11 protein-coding genes and 1 pseudogene are annotated in these 21,420 nt (G+C 40.7%); 10 read left to right on the top strand and 2 right to left on the bottom strand.

Annotated features, from left to right (window positions below; all coding sequences use genetic code 11):
- The first annotated feature begins 32 nt into the window (after window positions 1-32).
- Complete coding sequence (locus LMH66_RS02240) at window positions 33-848, top strand: methyltransferase domain-containing protein (RefSeq protein ID WP_229368255.1); 816 nt, start codon at window positions 33-35, stop codon at window positions 846-848.
- Window positions 849-864: 16 nt separating this feature from the next.
- Window positions 865-1,539 (top strand): dethiobiotin synthase, encoded by a 675-nt coding sequence (gene bioD, locus LMH66_RS02235; RefSeq protein ID WP_229368463.1) that lies wholly within the window; start codon window positions 865-867, stop codon window positions 1,537-1,539.
- 316 nt (window positions 1,540-1,855) lie between these two features.
- Here the strand turns inward: bioD and LMH66_RS02230 are convergent.
- Window positions 1,856-1,984 (bottom strand): annotated as a pseudogene (locus LMH66_RS02230) (tyrosine-type recombinase/integrase); the annotation flags it as partial.
- 1,265 nt (window positions 1,985-3,249) lie between these two features.
- Between LMH66_RS02230 and LMH66_RS02225 the strand changes: the two are divergent.
- From LMH66_RS02225 to LMH66_RS02190, 8 genes are all read left to right on the top strand, one after another.
- Entirely contained in the window at window positions 3,250-4,170 is a 921-nt protein-coding gene (locus LMH66_RS02225) for a polysaccharide lyase family 7 protein (RefSeq protein ID WP_420709395.1), read from the top strand.
- A gap of 317 nt (window positions 4,171-4,487) precedes the next feature.
- Entirely contained in the window at window positions 4,488-7,526 is a 3,039-nt protein-coding gene (locus LMH66_RS02220) for a TonB-dependent receptor (RefSeq protein WP_229368252.1), read from the top strand.
- 64 nt (window positions 7,527-7,590) lie between these two features.
- Complete coding sequence (locus LMH66_RS02215; RefSeq protein ID WP_229368250.1) at window positions 7,591-11,178, top strand: VCBS domain-containing protein; 3,588 nt, start codon at window positions 7,591-7,593, stop codon at window positions 11,176-11,178.
- 272 nt (window positions 11,179-11,450) lie between these two features.
- Window positions 11,451-11,669 (top strand): DUF7661 family protein, encoded by a 219-nt coding sequence (locus tag LMH66_RS02210; RefSeq protein WP_229368248.1) that lies wholly within the window; start codon window positions 11,451-11,453, stop codon window positions 11,667-11,669.
- 330 nt (window positions 11,670-11,999) lie between these two features.
- Window positions 12,000-13,223 carry an efflux RND transporter periplasmic adaptor subunit gene (locus LMH66_RS02205; RefSeq protein WP_229368246.1) on the top strand — a complete coding sequence of 408 codons (1,224 nt, stop codon included), beginning with the start codon at window positions 12,000-12,002 and terminating at the stop codon, window positions 13,221-13,223.
- Window positions 13,223-16,372 carry an efflux RND transporter permease subunit gene (locus LMH66_RS02200; RefSeq protein WP_229368243.1) on the top strand — a complete coding sequence of 1,050 codons (3,150 nt, stop codon included), beginning with the start codon at window positions 13,223-13,225 and terminating at the stop codon, window positions 16,370-16,372. Before LMH66_RS02205 ends, LMH66_RS02200 begins: the two co-directional genes overlap by 1 nt.
- Window positions 16,365-17,861: an efflux transporter outer membrane subunit gene (locus tag LMH66_RS02195; RefSeq protein WP_229368241.1), complete on the top strand. Its 1,497-nt coding sequence runs from the start codon at window positions 16,365-16,367 to the stop codon at window positions 17,859-17,861. Before LMH66_RS02200 ends, LMH66_RS02195 begins: the two co-directional genes overlap by 8 nt.
- A gap of 441 nt (window positions 17,862-18,302) precedes the next feature.
- Window positions 18,303-20,552: a TonB-dependent hemoglobin/transferrin/lactoferrin family receptor gene (locus LMH66_RS02190; RefSeq protein WP_229368238.1), complete on the top strand. Its 2,250-nt coding sequence runs from the start codon at window positions 18,303-18,305 to the stop codon at window positions 20,550-20,552.
- A 132-nt stretch (window positions 20,553-20,684) separates the two neighbouring features.
- Here the strand turns inward: LMH66_RS02190 and pepE are convergent, their stop codons facing one another.
- Window positions 20,685-21,395, bottom strand: coding sequence for a dipeptidase PepE (pepE, locus tag LMH66_RS02185; RefSeq protein WP_229368236.1), 711 nt, complete (start codon window positions 21,393-21,395; stop codon window positions 20,685-20,687).
- Window positions 21,396-21,420: the final 25 nt, after the last annotated feature.

The following is a 21,420-nucleotide window of genomic DNA, read 5'->3' as shown; positions in this document are numbered from 1 at the left end:
TTTATGATAAATGTATCGTTTCGAGAGCGTGAATGAACTCAAATAACCCTGTGGCAGTGAAGTTTTCTCAGGCAGCGACAACTTATAAACAACATGATGTGTTGCAGCGGATCACCGCTGAAAAACTATTAAGCAAAGCAACTCTTTCTGGCGATGTGATTGATATTGGCTGCGGACCTGGCACCGATTTCACTGCGTACGGACAAGACATTACCAAAGTGACTGCGGTGGATTTATCAGAGCAAATGCTGGCAATAGTAAACCAGTCTTTTCCTTCATATCTTACCTTGTGCGCCGATGCTGCTAACTTACCTTTATCTCAGCAACAATTTGATGGACTATATTCAAATCTAGTATTGCAATGGTGCGGTGACTTAACGGCAGTATTTAACGAGTTTCATCGAGTCGTTAAACCTAAAGCCACGTGTTTTATCAGTATTGTTACCAGTGGCAGTTTACTTGAGCTTGAAACGTTGGGGTTAGGGCACAACGCTTTTCGAACCGTTGAACAAATAACAGCAGCAATCGATAGCCAATATTGGCAAGTTGATTCAGTTAATGAATGCAGTGAATCGCTCTATTTTAATGATTTACGAACGATGCTTTATTCAATAAAAGGTGTTGGTGCTTCGGTAAAATCTCATCAAGAAAACTCGCATAGCTGCTGCTCAGATAAAAGCGGCTCAAATAAAAGTCGCTCGCATACAAACCGCACAGGATTAGAAAAGGTATCACTTCGTGGCCGTAAGGATTGGTTAGCATTAAAGCAACATGCTGAAACGATGCGACAAGCTGAAGGTATTCCACTGACATATCAAATTACCTATTTGCAGATAACAAAAAAATAGAAGGTTTATCGCAATGATTTATTTCATCACAGGCACTGATACCGATAGCGGAAAAACCTTAGTGTCGTCAGCATTATTACATGCGGCAGAAGGCACTAAAATTGGTGTTAAACCCATCGCTTCTGGTTGTGAACAAACCGAAAACGGCCTGAGAAATAGCGATGCCTTGGCACTAATTGCAGAGTCAAATATCAAGCTTGATTATCAGCAAATCAACCCCGTTGCATTTAAGCCAGCTATTGCACCGCATATTGCGGCTAAGCAACAAGGGCTAGCGTTGACGGCACTAGGTGTAGTGGACTCCTTACCACTAACTGAGCTCAAAAATACTGATTTTGGATTAATCGAAGGCGCTGGTGGCTGGCGTTTACCACTAGGCAATGGCGAGTACTTATCTGACAGTGTTAAATTGTTAGCAACACAACATCAAGTCGGTATTGTTTTGGTGGTTGGCATGAAGTTAGGTTGCCTTAATCATGCTTTATTAACCCAAGAAGCGATATTGGCTGATGGATTAACCATCGTGGGGTGGGTGGCGAATCAAGTGGATCCTGACATGGCATATCAAGATGAAAACCTCGCGACGTTAAAACAAATAATGACCTCTGAGTTTATGGGGTATGTCCCTCACTTATCTAACCCAACCGCAAAACAAGCTGCTCAATCTATTCGCTTTACTAGGGCCTGTTGATCTTTGCTGGTTAAGTTTTGTTCGAAATAAAAGCGTTTTAATCGAGGCGAATGAATTGATGCCTAGTCATCTAAGCACCTTTTATTCACAAAGATGCATTCAACAAAGAGTAAAACGCTTTTAGTCGAACCCTTCGGGCAGCGTTTGTTGGTCCTTTTTACAGCGTTATCAACTTTTTATGTAGAATAACTACACCACAAAGTCTCTGCCTTGTACAAATGACCAACAATTCGCTGCAAAAATAACCTCGAAAGATCAACAGGCCCTAGCGCATTAAAAGTAAATCGCATTCAAAGTTAATCACTTTTTACATTTATTACTTTATATCCATAGGGCTTAAAACACCTGTTTGGTGTAAGCCTGCAATATGGGTATATATTTGGGTTGTTTTTACATCATTATGCCCAAGTAGTTCTTGTACGGTCCTTATATCATGCCCACCTTTGGCGTTACGAATGTGCACCTGCATCATCCGTGAATCGATGTCACCAACCTGAAGTCAAATAGCCTCACCGAGGCGCAATCCCTTACTGTATAAGGTGTGAAAACACACTTGATATCGCAGCTTATGAGTAAGACTAATAACGATAGAGACTTCTGCGGGCGTAAGCATATCTGGCAGTCTATTGACTTGTGGCGGCTTAACAATATTAAGCCACTGCCACTGCTGGTCAAGGACATATCGATAGACCTATTTACAAGTGATTGTGCAACCCATTACGGTCAAGTTTCACGGTGCTCCACGAATGTAAGGCAATCAAACTGGCAAAGTAGCGCTTCAAATCATCGATTGAAAGGTTATCAGGACATGCATCGAAATAAGCACTAATGCGCCTGACAGCGCAGCTTCGTTCAACAAGATCATTAATGATAAATCACAATCAATACGAATTATCGTACAGCTTATAATCTGCATATTAGTTCTGAACTGTAATCTCATTACACTATTTATTGGTAATACCTATATGGATAATTGGTAATAAACCTTTGTAAATTTGGGATACAGCTGAGTCACTGACTAACTTTGTTCTGTTATTTGGTAATGTTGTCATATCCATTGGTAGTGAATATAAAAACCATTCAACAATAACAGCTCGTTCCTCCTATAAGTTTCTGTTTATCATGTTCTTTTTGTTTTGTGAAAAATATGTCAAGCCAATGCGTTAGTCTTTTTTATTCCCTTGTTACTACCAATTCTGGTTTTTGGTAATGCTTGCGGCACTATTTTGGTTGACAATGATATGTTGTGTTGGTTATATTTTGTTTAACACAAAGTTACAGGTGTGAACAAGTTGTTAAGTGTATGGGTGTGTTAGGTGGGTTGTGTGTGATTCTGTGCGTAACAATTAATCATAGCTCTTTGATCATATACAACAAAGAGTTCTGCTTATTTTTAAAACGAAATTAGATAATTTTTGGTGTTAATTAGAAGCAAAGTCTTACCTATTTTTATTACGTTTTTCAGGGTTAGTTAAGTTCATGTGTAGGTGCGCCACTTCATGCTGCGCATATAGGTATTCTAAGTAAGCTATGAAAATAGTTAAGCCGAACAATACACGATCATATTCAACAAAGAGATTGTAAATTATAAAGGATTCCAATATCAACACATATAAATCTTACCGACATATTCAAAAGAAAATGTGTGACGTTTTCGCTGTGCTAGTTTTTGCTTTAACTGTTTTTAGCGCATCACTCAATGCTCAGGAGATTGAGGAGAATACGCTTATTCCTAAGTCACACACTAGCCTTGCTGAAGGTGTTTTACTAGGGGATTTGTCAAAACTCGATCCGCTTAAAAAGCCTGGTGAAAATTTTGACTTACTCGATTGGTCGTTAACGTTGCCAACCGATCTCAACGAAGATAAAAAAGCGGATACCGTCTATGAGAAATCATTAGGTAAAGGCTTTAACTTAAAGCCATTTTTTTATACAGCAGATGATGGTGGCTTGGTATTCGCTTGCCCAAACGTAGGTGCCAAGACCTCAAAAAATACAAAATATGCGAGAACCGAACTACGCGAAATGCTACGTAGAGGTAATGTTCGAATTAAAACTCGTGGCCTGACTAAAAATAACTGGGTTTTCAGCAATGCGCATGGTTCGGCGAAAGCTAAGTCTGGAGGTGTTGAAGGCAGTTTGGAAGGGACTTTGGCAATAAACCGAGTATCTACCACAGGTGATATAAAAAAGGTTGGACGCGTGGTCATCGGGCAAATTCACGCGACGGATGACGAACCTATTCGTTTATATTACCGAAAATTACCAGCCAACTCGAAAGGGGCTATTTATTTTGCCCATGAAATAAATGATGGTGATGATATTTGGATAAATATGATTGGCTCACGTTCACATAATTTGTCAGACCCTGATGACGGCATCGCCTTAAACGAAAAATTCTCTTATAAAATTTCCGTCGAAGATGAAGTGTTGTTCGTCACTATAATCAGGGAAGGTAAGCCTAATATTACTAAGTACTACGATATGAAAGATAGTGGTTACAGTGCTAGTAACCAGTATATGTACTTTAAAGCGGGTGTTTATAACCAAAACAATGGCGGCGCCGAAGGTGATTATGTGCAAGCCACTTTTTATCATATCCACAACATGCATAAAGGTTATAAGTTTTAGCGAAGTTTTTTATCAATATAAAATTCGTAACTCGTAACTCGTAATTCGTAACTACAATTATTGGTTATATTTTTATTTAAATTAATAGGTTAAAACTTTTGTTTGGGTTTCGTCTGTTGAAATTAATATAACTCTAATTTAAATATAAGAATTTAATGGCAGTAACCTGATTGCAATAATAAATATAAGAACTTAATGGCAGTAATCTGCTTGCAATAATAAATATAAGAATTTAATGGCAGTAACCTGCTAGCAATAAAAAATATACCAATATATGGCATTAACATGCTTATTAAAATACTAAGGGGAAGTAAGGTATGTCGACGAAAATAAGTAAAAAAACAAAACCCATCCATAAAATAGGGAAGTTCAAGCTTTCACCTATAGCAAAATGGATGAAGCTTGCTGCATTTACTTCTGTAACCAGTTCTTTTGCATTTTCGGCATTAGCACAAGAAGCAGAAACTGAAAATCTAGATAAAGTTGATAATGATATAGAAGTTGTTGTAGTTACTGGCACACGTAGAACAATTCAAGACCAAATTGCAATAAAGCGTGACTCTACCACGGTTGTTGACGGTTTATCTGCTTCAGATATTGGTGATTTACCTGCACTTTCAATTGGTGAGGCGCTAGAAACATTAACGGGTGCATCATCTCACCGTGAAAATGGTGGTGCTACTGAAATCAGTATTCGTGGTTTAGGCCCATTCTTAAGTGCCACTAACATCAATGGCCGTGAAGCGACCAATGGTAGTGGTGACCGTTCAGTTAACTTTTCTCAGTTCCCATCAGAGTTGATGCAGAAAGTAGCTATTTATAAAACACAAGACGCTTCCATGATTGAAGGTGGGGTTGCCGGTGTTATTACCCTGGAGACACTTAAGCCTTTAGATTTTGGTAAGCAACGTTTTCAGGCTGAAGTGAAAGCTAACTACAACCCAGACCAAGCAAACGTTGAAAATTCACTTCAAGATGATTTGGGCTACCGTGGAACACTAAGTTATGTTGATCAATTTGAGTTTGATAACGGTCAAGCATTTGGTTTGAGTGTGGGTTTTCAGCGTCAAGATATTAGCCAGCCAGAAGCTGAATATAGAAGCTCAAGCCCAACGGGTTCATCTTTGTGGGCATGTTTGAATGATCCAACCGATACCAATACTGGCTTTTTCCGCAGTGAAGCGGGCGATTGTGAGGATGAAATTGTTGGCTCGAATAACCAAGGTTATAATAATGAAATTGATCCAGATACTGGTCTTGCAGTAGATGATGGCAGAGAATACGCATGGACTGGCTCAAGCCGAAGCTTCCGTCAAAATGAAACATCTGATGAAAGAGACGCTTTATTCTTTGCTCTACAATACCAACCCTCAAATAAATGGGATATCAATTTTGACGCGCAAATTTCAGATCGTACCCAAGCAGAAGCACGTCATGATTTAATTTTCTTACAAAAGCGCGTTACACCGGGTGTAACGGGACAAAATCTGATCACAAACGATGTTGGCGGTATTCTACATTGGGAAGGTGAAGAACGTATTGAATCTGCGGGCGAGCAATTTTCGCGTGAAGAAAACTATCGTGGATATGGCTTGAACGTTGAACATTTTTTCTCTGATGATCTAAAGATTAGTCTTGACCTTGGCTATTCTAAAACTAGCCGTGAAGAACTACAAATAACAAACCGAGGAAGAACGAGCTCTCGTCCTTTCTTATCTTGGGATTTAGGTGAATATATTCCTCATTTCACAGTTACTGATTTTGATGTGACTGATATTTCCAATTTTACTGATAGCCTTCGTACTCGTATCGACAGAGAAAATGTCCGCGACAACGAAATTATGGGTGCACGCCTTGATATTGATTATATTCTAGACGGTGATTTTTTTAGTGGCGTTCAAGCTGGTGTTCGCGTTTCTGAGCTAACATTTGTTCAATTTGGTGGCACGAACGGTAATGGCTCAAGAACGACATTTAATTTAGATGAATCTGCAACATCGGCCATCGATGTACTTGAAGGTTGCCAAATAGCCTTCCCTGAGACTGATTTTCTATCTAGTGTTTCTGACGGTGATATTATCACCCATGTTGACAGTTCAGGTAATGTTGTAGAAAGCGGTACAGGCGCTTCGTGGGCAACTTACAATAACGAGTGTTTCTCTCAAGCAGTAGCAGCATCACAAGGCGGCGAATTCGCATACCCAGAGGTTACATACGAGAATGCGGGTACTATTGACGTAACAGAAGAAACTATCTCTGCTTACGCCATGCTTAATTACGACACTGAAATGTTTGGTAAATTTATTCGTGGTAACTTTGGTGTTCGTGTAGTGAACTCTGACATTACCTCTATTGGCTTTAGAGAAGGTTTCGACGTTGTCACTGATCCGGCGACAGGTATCGTCGAATTAGTACCAGACGGAAGTATTGAAAAGATTGTTGGTGGTGGTGATTACACTGAAGTACTCCCAAGCTTTAACTTAGTCGTTGATTATAGTGACGATATTCTCCTAAGGGCCGGTATTTACCGAGGTATGTCACGTGCAGATCCATCTGATCTAGGTTATAGCCGCACATTCGTAACCGATGACTCGGATGACCCTGAATCAGTTGAAGATTTGTTGGTTGGTGTTAATGGTTCAGGTAATCCTGATCTTCAACCATTAATGTCATGGAACTATGACGCTGCTTTTGAATGGTATCCAAGCGATGACTCTATGGTAGCGTTAGGTGTTTACTACAAGCAATTCAATGGCGGTTACCAACAGCAAACACAGTTAGAGAATTTTATCGTTGACGGTGTGGAAGTTTCTTTACCTATTACTAATTCAGTCACTACTGACGAAAATAGTGACCTTTATGGTTTTGAAGCGACATTCTCGTATCGTTGGGATTTAGGCATTGGTGTGAAGCTTGGTTATAACTATGCAGATACAACCTATGAGTTTGAAGATAGTAACTACGGTAGTACCTTTACTACTGATTTAGATGGTGTTGCTATTCAGGATACCGTAGGTATTGTTCCTCCTGCCTCAGTACCTGGATTTTCTGAGCATGTATTCAATGGACAGGTTTACTATCAAATAGGCGGTTTTGATACTGCTCTTATCTACAAGTATCGTAGTGAATACTTCCAACCATACACTTCTAACGGCACAAGACTGCGTTATGTTGATGAGGCAGGTATTTGGGAAGCTCGTGCCGCTTACAAAATCAATCAACACTTTCGTATTAAAGTTTCAGCAATTAACTTGTTCAGTGAGCCTCGCAGTGATGACTTCTATACCCAAGGTAACTTAGGTCAAGTAAGTGATTACGGTCCTCGCCTGTTTGCAGGTGTCAGCTTTAAGTACTAGCCAAGTCTAGTACTTAAATAAAACAAGCTAAATTTGGAAAAAGAATCTTTTTGGAGTCATAAAAATGAATAATAAATCCTTTATACCGCTCATCATTGCGACAGGGCTATTAGGTTGTGGCGGTGATGACGGTGCTGAACTAGATGGAAATACTCGCGGTAGTATAGCAATAACCGGAAGCAATTTTATCGCTGGCGAAACAATCTCTGCAGCAGCTACTGATGCTGACGGAATTATAGCTGATACACTTACTTACGTATGGTCAACAGGTGTTATTGGAACATCCATCACCATTACTGAAGCTGATGAAGGTTCAGTCATTTCTGTTTCTGCTAATTATACTGATGAAGCAGGTTTTACCGAAGGTGTTGGTGCATCTACTCCTGTTATCAACCCAACCTTAAATGTTTCTGCTAGCATTATTAAGGGCCCTATTGATGGTGCAACTTGTGACATATTTAAAGTTGATGATAGTGGTGCTGCGGTTCTTCCTGCACAAGCTGCTGCAACCTCTGATGTTTCAGGTGGTGTTACATTTATCGACGTACACTTCGAAGGTGCAGGTTTAATTACATGTACTGGTGGTACTTATGCTGATGAATCAACAGGTTTAACCTTAGATGCTCCTCAACTAAGATCTGTAGTGAATGTAGTTGAAAATATAGTTCAGACTGATGAAAATGGTGTGGAAACTATACTTCCACCACCTACCTATGTTGTTTCTCCTTTAACCGAAATGGCTGTTCAAAACGCGGGTAGTGATTTGAACCAGTTTGCTGACGAAGCTGAAATAATTAATGCTCGTTTTGGTATTCGTTTTGATACAACAGAAGTGCTTCCTACTTTAGTTGGTACTGTTGAACTTGGTGCTGATGGTGCTGAAGATGCTGATAGATATGGTTCTGTGCTAGCGCTACTATCACAAGTTGATGCAGACAACGCAGACGCAGATTTATCTACCGTTATGCAAGATCTTGCTAGTGACGTCGCTGATGGTTCTTTTTCTGAAGAGTCTTTAGATACACTTGAGACAGCACAAATTAATTTGCAAACTACTTCACAAGTTGCTGATTCAGTTGATGAAGCGTTACTTGACGTCATTGGCGCGGCTGCGGGTTATAACAATGACCCTGTTGCTGCAATCATCGAAGGTGAATTTGGTGGTACTGTTCAAAATACTGCTACGGTTCCATTAACTGGTTCATTAACCATTATTGATCCAAACTTTGAAGAAGATGCTTTTGTTGCGCAAACTGATGTAGCACTTGATTATGGTACATTTAGTATCAGCGCTAACGGTAGCTGGTCGTACACAGTTAATACTGCAAACGAAACTGTGGCTAGCCTTGAGTTAGGTAATTCTGTGAATGATTCAATCACTATTGTTTCTATTGATGGTACCACTGCTGAAATTAATATTCGTGTTGCTTCGCTTACTCAGGTTGTAAAAATAAGCGATACAGGCGGCGATACTGGTGAGATCAGATTTAGCGTTGATAACCTTCGTCAAGGTAAGCTGAGTGCATCTTTCTCTAAAGAGGTTGCTCTTGGTAGTGATGGAAATATTAAAGATGCATATATTACGCTTTATGGTTCTTCTGGTAGTTCTAGTGAATCGTTAATGGATTTACGTATTCAAGGAACTCAAACTGGAGACGACGGCACTATAATTGATCCACGTTTCTTTGTTCGAAATACTGACAGTGACGCTTACCCTGGAAGTTTAATCACTGCTCCATTTGTTGAAGACCAGTTTTATGATGTAGAAATCACATGGGACTTAGACGCAACAGATCAAATTACCGTGACTATTGATGGTGAAGTGATTGGTGGCGGTTCTTTCTCTACTGCAGCGGTTGTTGACTCTGATTATACAGGCTTAGACCAGTGGTTCGCTGATGGTGTGAAAGCTATCCAATTTAGATTCGGTGATAATGATAGAACGATTCCTTTTGGTTCTTTTTATGTTGATAACATCGAGGTATTCTCAGATACAGCTGGCACAACAAGTATATTTTCAGATGACTTTGAAGTTTATGATGCAGGCGAAACTTTAGATGGTACAGACAGCAAGTATGGCTTAGCTATTTACTCAGAAGTTATCGTATTTGATGTAGGCGATGGCACAGAAGAAAATACACCAGCAGTATTTTTTGATTTAACTGGAAGAATTGCAGCTAATGAAGCAACGTTAACAGGCGCTGTAAGTGTACTTGACCCAGATGATGGCGAAGATTCTATTGTTCAGTCAACCTTAATGGGTATGTACGGTACATTATCAATATTAGATGATGGCTCATGGACTTATACCCTTGATACCACTGATCCTACTATTGCTGCACTTGTTGTGGGTGAAAGTGAATTAGATACATTTACGATTGAATCTTTTGATGGCACTACCGCTGAATTAGCAATCACAATTACAGGCACAGTTGTTGTTGCTACTGGAGATAATAATGTCGCTAGAATGGCTGATACCTCAACAGACGCTGATGCTGAATTACGCTTAACAACGGACCCACTTGCTGAAGGCTCTATTTCTGCAACCATTAAGCTACAAGCAATTGCTGGCTTTACTGCTACAGATGGTGTTTCTGAAGATAATACTGCTTATATTAGTGTTTACGGAGGCTCTGCTTCTTCAAGTAACTTAACGGGTGAAATTGTCTTTACTAATGATGGTACTGTTAAATACCGTGATGCAAATAAAGATCAGCAAATCATTGATGGCTTAACGTATACAGATGATACTGATATTGATGTAGTGCTTGAATGGACTGCAACAGGTTATTCTGTGTCAATTGATGGTGGCACAACGTTCTACGGTCCTTATGTTGCAATTAATTCGGGTACCGCAACAGAAACCTATCAAATCCGTATTGGTAGCTCTTCGAAAGAGTCAGCAAAAGAATTATTAGCTGATGACATCGTCATTGCTGATGATACAGATTCGGCAGTTCTGTCTGAAGACTTTGAGATGTTTGCTGAAGGTGAAGATTTAAGCACGACTTACTCAAGCTCTGCTGAAGCAACCGTTAAGACCATAGCGGGAAGTAGTGTAAATAAACTTGCCAGAATGGCTGATACAACAATAGACGCTGATGCTGAATTACGCTTAACAACTGCGGCACTTGCTGAAGGCTCTATTTCTGCAACCGTTAAGCTACAAGCAATTGCTGGCTTTACAGCTACAGATGGTGTTTCTGAAGATAATACTGCTTATATTAGTGTTTACGGAGGCTCTGCTTCTTCAAGTAACCTAACGGGCGAAATTGTCTTAAGTAATGATGGCAGCGTTAAATACCGTGATGCAAATAAAGATCAGCAAATCATTGATGGCTTAACGTATACAGATGATACTGATATTAATGTAGTGCTTGAATGGACTGCGACAGGTTATTCTGTGTCAATTGATGGCGGTACAACGTTCTACGGCCCTTATGTTGCCATTAATACGGGTACCGCAACAGAAACGTACCAAATCCGTATTGGTAGCTCTTCGAAAGAGTCAGCAAAAGAGTTATTAGCTGATGATATTGTTATTGATGATGCAACAGATACGGCGGTTCTATCTGAGGACTTCGAAAGTTATGCTGTGGGTTACGATCTCAGTACGACTTACTCTGGATCTGCTGAAGCAACTGTGCAATAAGGCTAATCAAGTTGCAGTTGTAAATTAATGTTTTAAACAATGTGTTAAAAATGCCGCTTATTGATAGCGGCATTTTTTGTTCTTATTTTGTAGACCAATACATGTTGACTTAATGAGTGTGCAAACTTTATCGATAAAGTTGAAATGGAACGATTGTTCAAAGACTTTTTATGTAAGTAATATTCATCATTAACGAGATTTTAAAGTGATGTAATTCAGTTATCATCTCCAGTTGTTTGTTGAGATGTTTTCAAAACAGTAGAGGAGAACGTATGTTGTTAAAGTTTGATGTGTTTGGAAAAGCTATGTCTGTTAAAAGAATAGACAATGAATGGCATTTATTTATAGATTCAAATACTGGCCTTCGTACTCGAGTTTATGATGTTGTGATCCCAAGTGAGCTACTAGAAAGTGAGCTTGCTCGGTATTTAGGCGACATCTTTCACGAAAGTGCCAGAGACGATAAAACTGACGTGACTCGACTGAACTGAACTAGTCGTTTTGTTTTGAGAATATGCCTCAACTGCGAACCTATTATAATAAACTTCATTGCGCTAACTAACTCTACGGCTTAAGCATATTTACCTTGGATAAATGATGTTTCTAGCCAGTAGCATTATTTTATTCTTCCATTGTAGACAAAGTCGCTAACTCCCTGTGCTTGCTGTAAAAACTAATCCTATCCATTCCTTGATGTGTTAGATAATTGAACTTACACTGTTATAAAAGTGTAACTGTAACCTCTTGCTGTTTTATTGTGTTTTTATGGACAAAAAGCAAGTAATGGATTAGCACTCACCATCAAGGATTTAGGGATAGCTATGGCATCGTTTTTCACTCCTCCAACATTTTCACTCGCAGTTATTATTACAGCAGCATCTTTATCGGGCTGTGAAAAGCCAGCTCCTCAAATAACCCCTAAATTAGTGGTAGTAGAGCAAGTGAATACCGTGACTGTGCCTTTATATGGTAATTATGTCGGGGTAACGAAAGCTTCTTTAGATGTCGAGGTTAGAGCTCGTGTTGACGGTTTTGTAGAAGGAAAAAGCTTCATTGAAGGCAGCGCTGTGAAAGAAGGTGCGCTGTTATATTCCATCGATAATAGACCTTATCTTGCTGTGGTTAATAGATTAAAAGCTAATGTTGAGTCGCAACAATCAGTGCTAGATAAATCTAAACGTGATGTTGAGCGGTTAAAGCCTCTTTATGAGCAAGATGCCACCAGTCAGCTAGATTTTGATAATGCGATATCAATATTGTCACAAGCAAGATCAAGTTTAGCAGCCAGTAAAGCTGAATTAGAAGAAGCTGAACTTGAACTCAGTTATACCGAAATCCGCTCGCCAATATCTGGGCTTGTTAGTCGCTCTGAAGTGGATATTGGCGCGTTAGTCGGTAGCAGCGGCCAGTCATTATTGACTCGCGTAAAACAAGTCAATCCAATTTATGTGACGTTTAATATGTCGGCGCTGGATTACCTTAATGCCCGCCGTCGTATGACCAGTTATTCTGCACAGCAAGAAGCAGAAGCTGAAGGTAAAGCAGTTGAGGGCTTTGTGAGAATTACACTGCCTGATAATAGTCAATACCGTTTTTTAGGCGATGTTGGTTTTACTGATCCTTCAGTCAACCCAGAAACCGGTACATTCCAAGTCAGAGCCGAATTACCCAACCCTGATAGAGAGTTGCTTCCGGGCCAATATACTAATGTGCGCATTAAACTCAACGAAGTGAACAATGCCATCGTCATCCCTCAAAAAGCCACGCAAGTGGAGCAGGGCGGTGTCTACGTGATGGTCGTTCTACCAGACAATAAAGTGGAACGTCGATTTATTGTGATTGAGCATCAAGGCGAAATGGGCGTTGTGGTTAAAAGTGGCTTAAAAGCAGGGGAGTTAGTGATTGTTGAAGGCATGCACCGTGTTCGCCATGGTCAATTAGCAGAGCCATTAACAGCAGAGGAATATCATAAGAAAGAAGATGTGATTCTTAAAGAACAGGCGCTTAAACAGCAGGAGTTAGAACAAGAACAGGAGCAAAACTGATGGCTCAGTTCTTTGTTAATCGACCTGTTTATGCTTGCGTGATTTCAATTGTTATCGTGTTACTTGGGCTTATTGCCATGTTTCAGCTACCAATTGATCAGTATCCCTACATTACGCCGCCGCAAGTCAAAGTATCAGCGTCATACCCCGGAGCAACATCAACCACTGCAGCAGAATCTGTCGCAACGCCGCTTGAACAAGAGCTAAACGGCTTGCCGAATATGATTTACATGAGTTCAAAAAGCACCAACTCAGGTAGCGCCAATGTCACCATTACTTTTGACGTGGGGACTAATCCCGATCTTGCTGCTGTTGATGTACAAAACTCAACGCAACAAGCGACAGGAAGTTTGCCGATTGACGTACAAACCGAAGGTGTTTCGGTTTCTAAAGAAGCTTCAGTTGAGCTATTAAAGCTTGCACTAACGTCAAGTGATGAACGCTTTGATGAAATTTATCTCAGTAACTACGGCACGATTAATATTGAATCAGCACTTAAGCGGATACCAGGCGTTGGCCGAGTGAGAAACACAGGTGCAAGAAGTTACTCAATGCGGGTATGGCTAAGGCCTGACATGATGGCTGGCTACAGTTTAACAACTGCCGATGTGATAAGTGCAATCAAAGCGCAAAATAAAGAATCACCAGCTGGCTCTATTGGCTCACAACCTAACAGTGACTCACTTAGCATGACATTGCCGATTACTGCGGCAGGTCGTATGAGCAGTGTGCCGCAATTTAAAGAAATCATTGTGCGAGCAAATAACGATGGCTCAATTATCCGTTTACGTGATATTGCTCAAATCGAATTAGGCTCCTCATCTTACACTTTGCAATCGCAGTTAAATGGCGCTAATGCGACCATTTTACAGGTGTACTTATTACCAGGTGCCAATGCGTTAGAAGTGACAAAAAACGTAAAAGCAGAAATGGCAAAGCTGGCAGAAAAATTCCCCCAAGGCATGAACTGGGAAGTCTTTTTTGATGCTTCTGTGTTTATCGAAAACTCAATAGATGAAGTGGTTAAGACACTGGTAGAAGCGCTGATTTTAGTGATTTTAGTGGTGTTTTTATTTTTACAAAATATCCGCGCAACATTGATCCCAGCTATTGCGGTGCCTGTTTCTTTGATTGGTACGTTAGCAGCGATGTTGGCGTTTGGCTTTACGATTAACACAGTGAGTTTACTGGCATTAGTGCTTGCGATTGGTATCGTAGTTGATGATGCCATTGTGGTGGTTGAAAATGTTGAACGCTTAATGAATGAAAATGGTATGTCTTCTGTCGAAGCCACAAAAGTGGCAATGAAAGAGCTATCAGGAGCATTAGTTGCTACCAGTTTAGTGCTCGCCGCTGTATTTGTGCCAGTGTCATTTTTGTCAGGTATCACTGGCATTATGTACCGTGAGTTTGCGGTTGCGATTACCGTCGCAGTGCTCATTTCAACCGTCGTGGCGTTAACCCTGTCGCCTGCCTTATGTGCATTATTGCTAAAACCGGGTGATAAAGCCACGAGCGGCTTTTTCAAATGGATGAACGATAAACTGGACATCAGTACCAGCAAATACAGTGCTCTAGTCGCGCTGACCACAAAACATGCAAAGCGCAGTTATTTCTTGTTTGCATTAATGGTCGGTGGTGTTTATTTCATTATGTCGTCGCTGCCCTCAAGCTTTATGCCTGATGAAGATCAAGGCCGATTCTTTATTGATATGACCTTGCCAAATGGCGCAACAGTTAACCGCTCGCAAGCTGTGCTGAAAAAAGCTGAAGCTCATGTGTTATCCCATCCTGCAATTGCATATTCATTTACCTTAGCGGGCGAAAATAAGCGCTCAGGTTCTAACCAGGCTAATGGTCAATTTGAAGTTATTTTAAAGCCTTGGGCGGACAGGGCAGAAAGTGATGCCACAGTACAAAAAGTGATGAAAGATATCCGCATTTCATTACATAAGGTGCTAGAAGCTGAATTTAATTTGTATTTACCTTCTGCTGTGCCTGGGCTTGGTAATGGCTCAGGTGTTGAGATGGAACTGCAAGATACATCAGGGACTAACTTTAAAGGGTTAATGGAAACGGCGGATGAACTGGTTGAAGCGTTAAAGTTACAACCTGAAATTGCCTCAGCAAGTTTGTCGTTGCAAAGTGCCATTCCGCAACTTCATTTAACAGTAGATGAAGCTAAGGCTATGGCCATTGGAGTGGATGTTGCTGATATTTATAGCACGATTAAAACCTTTACTGACTCCTCAACGGTGAATGATTTTAATTTGTTTGGCCGTGTTTATCGGGTAAAAGTGCAGGCTGAAGAGCAGTACCGTCAATTCCCTGAACAAATTAAAGATTACTACGTTCGATCAAATACTGGTGCGATGGTGCCTATTGGTGTGCTTGCTAAGTATGACTACACCGTTGGACCAGCTTCAGTAACCCATTATAACTTGTTCAGTAGCGCCTCTGTTAACGCAACGCCAGCACAAGGCTACGCATCGGGTGATGTAATTAAAGCCATTGAGCGGGTGGCTAAACCTATGCTACCGAATGAGTTCAGCTACGAGTGGACAGGTATTACTTATCAGGAAGTGCAATCAGCAAACCAAACCAGCATTGCCGTATCGTTGGCTATGGTGTTTGTATTCTTATTTTTAGCCGCGCTTTATGAGAGTTGGACGATTCCTATTGCAGTGTTGTTAATTGCACCGATTGCGATGTTAGGCGCTTCATTAGGCACCTTGATAAGCGGCATGGAAAGTAACTTATTTTTCCAAGTGGCCTTTATTGCCTTGATTGGTATGGCGGCTAAAAATTCAATCTTAATTGTTGAGTTTGCCAATCAACTTCATAAAGAAGGTAAAAGTCGAGTGGATGCTGCGTTAGAAGCCGCGACCATGCGCTTTAGACCTATCTTAATGACTTCGATGGCATTCATATTAGGCGTGTTACCGCTGGTGTTATCAGTAGGGCCAGGCGCTGTCAGTCGCCAAAGTATTTCTATCCCTATACTATGCGGAATGGTATTTGCGACCAGTATCGGTATTGTGATGGTGCCGTTATTTTTTGTCACAACCGCAGGTTGGTTAAAGTCTAAAGTGTCAGAAGATAAACACTTCAACAAGCTTACTGATGTAAAGGGGGCTGACAGTGTTTAAATTACTTGTGCAAAAAATAATTGTTCAAAACGGTCTTGTTCAGAAACCAGTTAGAGCCTTTGTTCCACTTGGTTTAAGCATACTGCTAACAAGCTGTGCGATGGGGCCAGATTATCAACGCCCTGAGATGGAGCTGCCTGCCCAGTATCACGATGATTTAGCCCAAGAACCACTGACGAATCTTGGTTTATCTAAATGGAAATCGTTTTATTTAGACCCAGACTTACAAATACTTATCTCGCATGCGTTATCGCAAAATTTAGATCTTGAATCAGTTCGCTCGCGTTTAATTGCCGCTCGTTCAAAGGTTACGGTAACAGGCGCTGCCCTATATCCATCACTAGGGCTTGAAGCAGGCGCTGAGCGCGCTATTGATAGTGCGATTACTAGCACAGATCCTGAGCATGGCAATGAGTTTAATCTTGATGGCACGGTTTCGTGGGAATTAGATATTTGGGGAACCAATAGACGTCGAAGTGAAGCTGAGTACGCAAACTTTTTGTCAGCACAAGATGCGTTAAATCTAGCGGTAATTAGCCTTATTAGTGATGTCGCTAGTCGATATTACGAGTGGCTTGATATCGAGCAGCGTTATCAAATTGCATTAAATACCGTTGAGATTCGTTTAAAAGAGCGTGACTTATCGCGTTTGCGCAAAAAGAACGGGGTGATTTCAGGCTTACAAGTACGCCAAGCTGAAGTCGAATATCAAAGCGCGAAAGTGACCTTGCCAGATTTAGATTTTGAAAGGAAAGCCAAATCTAACCAGCTAAAAATATTACTTGGGGAATTTAATTATCCGTTAGAAGCTAAAACAGGTGATGAGCTACTTGAAGATATAACGTTATTTCCCAATAGCTTTGTGGTTGGCGTGCCATCGCAAATGTTATCTCAACGGCCAGATGTAAAAGCAGCGGAACAAGCATTGATTGCAGCGAATGCGAATGTGGGTGTGGCTAAGACTGCATTTTTCCCACAATTTACGATTAGCGGCAGTTACGGCACTGAAACAGATGACCTCAGCAGCATTTTTGATAGCCAAGGACTAACATGGTCGCTGCTTGGTGGTATTACTGCGCCTATATTTAATGCTGGTAGTATTTCAGCTCAATACGAGATTGCGCAACAAGAATATAAACAGGCAAATCTTGCCTATCGCAGTACGGTACTAAGTGCCTATTTTGAAGTGAATGATGCGATGAATAGTTTCAGGCGCTCAGAACTCGCTATCGAGGCGCAGCAAGATTTAGTCGCAGCTTCAAAAGAATATACTCGCTTAGCCACGTTGAGATATCGAAATGGTGTTTCTAGTTCTTTAGATTTAATGGATGCCCAGCGAAGTTTATTTAATGCCGAGTTGACCCTAAGTCAGGTGAGGCGTGACCGTTTGTTATCAATGATCACCTTATATCGTTCATTAGGTGGTGGGGTGTTAACAGAAGAAGAATTAGCTGATATTTCAAGTTCAAATCAAAGTGACTCTAGTTAGGATTAGACATGAGAATCGTTGAATTGTAATACCTGAACAGACGCTATTCATCATCAGGGCTCGCATTTTAATGCGAGCCCTTTTTTAATTGTAAAATCTGTCCGAACACCGTCTAATTTCAAGGGGGATATATCTATAAAAGGCATCGAAGCCTGCCATCTACCTGCCACTGAATAAAAACATTGTGACATTTAATTGGACTAATTAAATACCGCTTTGTGTAATGATTGTTCTTATCTTGCTGTTTAAGTTGTGAAATTAAACATTAGCAATACATGTTTTTACAAGTGTGAAACAGCGTTCCTATTAAAAGATAAGGGTTTTATATCATTACACGAATATTGGGATCGTGATCCCGATGTTAAATATTCTTCATGGTAGACTCCTGCGCCATTCAAGATGAGATTAATTCCTATTAAGCTTTAATTAAGGTTCGCGATGATGAAGCAGCTTTCAATCAAATTAATTAGCGCCGCCGTAGCCGCAGCGCTTGCGCCACAAGTAATGGCAGAGTCACAGGTTGTATCACAAGAAGAGATTAAACAATCTATCTCAAACTTCCATGAAGTGATTGTTATTTCGGGTTCACGTATCGAGCAAACGCTTGATCAAGTTGCGGGCTCTGTCGTTGTGATTGATGAAGAAGCCATTGCACGTAACATGAGCACTGATTTTTCAACGTTATTCAGAAATGAAGCGGCAGTCGATGTTAAAGGCGGTGCAGGTAAACCAAGCTCGGTGACAATCCGTGGTATTGGTGGTAACCGTGTGATGATGGTGAAAGATGGTGTTCGCGTTAACAACCAATATGCTTCACCATTAGGCCCAGGTGCTGAAGGTACAGGCCGTGGTTTAACTGAAGTTGAAGGCTTAAAACAAGTTGAAGTGTTAAAGGCTGCTGCATCGACCATGTATGGTTCAGACGCGCTTGGCGGTGTAATAGTGATGACATCTAAAGATGCTGATGACTATTTACGTGGTGAAGATTATTACTTCTCAGCGAATGCTGGTTATACCGGCATGAATGATGAGTACAGCGCTGGCTTTACCAGTGCTTTTAGTGCAGGTAACTTTGACAACTTAGTCTCATACCAACGCCGTGAAGGTGAAGAGCAGCAAAACTACTCAGAAACACTCCCTGATAGTGACTTAGTCACAGATAGCTTTCTCATTAAAAGTAAATATCACTTTAATGATGACACTAACCTGCAGTTAACTGTTGATTACATGAACCAGCAGTTAGACCGTTGGGAAAACAGTTTAGATAACGCAAGTTCGATTGATTATGATCGTCAAACCCAGTCACTAAACACGTCATTGCGTCTTCGTTCGACTAAAGACCGTGTTATCCATGACAATGTCGACTTTGTGCTGTACTACGGTAAGACTGACCAAAGTGAAAAGCGTGATTATTACGACGGCGCGCAGGGCGGTGCTCGTGATATTACCGAACACAGAGACTACCAATTTGACGAATACCGTGTTGGTTTCGCCAGCACATTTAGTAAGTCTTTATCGTTAACGGGTCACGATCACAACATCATTTACGGTGTTGATGTTGAGCAGTCAGAAATGAGTCGTCCACGTGATTATCAAGTTTTTGAAGATGGTAATTGGTCACCTTCAGATACTGACACTTTCTCATTCGCTGATACTAAAAGCCTTCGAGTTGGCGCGTTCATTCAAGATGACATCACTTTTTATGATGGCAAGTTAAATGCGATTTTAGGCCTGCGTTATGACTACTTTAAAAACACGCCAGATCAAAACCAAGCTGAAGAAGCGGGTCGTGACCCAGCTGATTTTGAAGAAATGAGCGATGGGTTTTGGTCGCCAAAGCTAGGCCTTGTGTACCACATGACGCCAAACGTTAATGTGTATGCTCAGTACGCGTATGGCTACAAAATGCCAACACCTGATCAAAAATGGGGTGAGCTTGAAGTGAAAGATGGCAAAATGCCATTCCCAGTAATGATCCAAGCCAACTATGATTTAGAGTCTGAATCAAGCCATACCATTGAGCTTGGTTTACGTGGTCATCATGGTGATACTCAATATGAATTCACCACTTTCTACACTCAAGCCAATGACTACATTGATTGGGAATTTGTTGGCTGTGGCGGTCCTTTAGGTTGTGTAATGCCTCGCTCACTTGAATACCAATATATTAACTATGATGAAGTAACCTTATATGGCGCTGAAGCATCATTTAGTCAGTGGTTTACTGATGAGATTGAACTTTGGGGTAATATTGCTTATACCCACGGCGAAGATCAAAACGGTGACTATTTAAATTCAGTCAGTCCGCTTAAAGGCAACGTTGGGGTTAATTATTATACTCATCTTGCCAATACAGAAATGGACTTTGGCTTAACAGTGCGTTTTGCTGACAGTATGGACCGCACAACAGAGTTAGATATTTTCCCACCGATTCCTGGTATGCCAGATATGGGCTTTAACGAAGTATTTAATACTGCTGGTTATGCCGTGGTTGATATCACCGCTAATTTTGTATTGAGTGATAATTGGACACTGCGTTCAGGTGTATTCAACGTACTAGACAAAGAATATATTGATTATGCCGATGTGGCAGGTCAATCTAAGTTCTTGATGTCTAACTTAGGTGTGACTGAAGAAACCTACAGCCAGCCAGGTCGTTATTTCAGTGTGAAAGTGAACTACACCTTCTAAAACGCAGAATTATTGCGGTTTATTGATTGAAAAAAGCCTTAAACTCTTACTGAGTTTAAGGCTTTTTGCTTAATTAGATTAGGCTTTTTGAATCAAATGCTTGTTATTGTTTTATTCCAATTCTTGTTAATGTTAATCAAGGTAACTGCTCAAATCACTACCAACAGGAATAACGACTTCTTGTTGTTTGCCGTGAAATAAGTATGCCTCTTTATCACCCACAAGCGTTAAGGTATCACCACGGCGCCAAAGGGCTGTGCCTTCCTGAATGCCAATCACAGGGGTAATCGGGTCAACTAGAGTGAACTCGAGTAAACGCTGCGCGCGCGTTTCACCATTATGACCAGGTGCTTGGTAATTAGTGTAATGAGGGTTTAATTGGAAAGGCAATAACTTGAGCCCAGTAAAAGATGCTGGTTCAACAATCGGCATATCATTAGTAGTGCGAATACTTAAGCCGGTAATGTTAGATCCTGCGCTCCAACCAATAAAAGGTTTACCATTTGAGACTTGCTCATTGATTAAATGGATAAGGTCGTAGCGGTATAGCTCGTTTAATAATTGGAAAGTATTACCACCACCAACTAAAATACCATCAGCATCTTTTATGGCTTGTTTAGGATCGCTGTATTGATGAATGCTGCTCACATTAATATTAAGTGGAGCTAAGCCTTCTGTGACCATACTAAGGTATTGATCGTAATTAACACTCACGCCGGCATAGGGAATAAAGACCCATTTTTTAGCATGAGTTGTCAAAGGTTTGATGTACTCAATAGCATGGGCTAAATAATCGGTATTGCCTTCACGAGAGCTGCTTAACATCAATGCATTCATAGCCATGTAAAAATCCTTAACTGGTTAATTA

This window comes from Shewanella sp. 10N.7, assembly GCF_020806285.1.
Classification (GTDB): Bacteria; Pseudomonadota; Gammaproteobacteria; order Enterobacterales; family Shewanellaceae; genus Shewanella; species Shewanella electrodiphila.
The sequence above is the reverse complement of the archived record's forward strand: the minus strand, read 5'-3'. Positions and strand labels throughout refer to the sequence as shown.

Excerpts from the sequence above, each read along its gene's own strand:
- LMH66_RS02240 (WP_229368255.1), top strand. The coding sequence starts at position 33 with ATGAACTCAAATAACCCTGTGGCAGTGAAGTTTTCTCAGGCAGCGACA.
- LMH66_RS02220 (WP_229368252.1), top strand. The coding sequence starts at position 4,488 with ATGTCGACGAAAATAAGTAAAAAAACAAAACCCATCCATAAAATAGGG.
- LMH66_RS02215 (WP_229368250.1), top strand. The coding sequence starts at position 7,591 with ATGAATAATAAATCCTTTATACCGCTCATCATTGCGACAGGGCTATTA.
- LMH66_RS02210 (WP_229368248.1), top strand. The coding sequence starts at position 11,451 with ATGTTGTTAAAGTTTGATGTGTTTGGAAAAGCTATGTCTGTTAAAAGA.
- LMH66_RS02205 (WP_229368246.1), top strand. The coding sequence starts at position 12,000 with ATGGCATCGTTTTTCACTCCTCCAACATTTTCACTCGCAGTTATTATT.
- LMH66_RS02200 (WP_229368243.1), top strand. The coding sequence starts at position 13,223 with ATGGCTCAGTTCTTTGTTAATCGACCTGTTTATGCTTGCGTGATTTCA.
- LMH66_RS02190 (WP_229368238.1), top strand. The coding sequence starts at position 18,303 with ATGAAGCAGCTTTCAATCAAATTAATTAGCGCCGCCGTAGCCGCAGCG.
- pepE (WP_229368236.1), bottom strand. The coding sequence starts at position 21,395 with ATGGCTATGAATGCATTGATGTTAAGCAGCTCTCGTGAAGGCAATACC.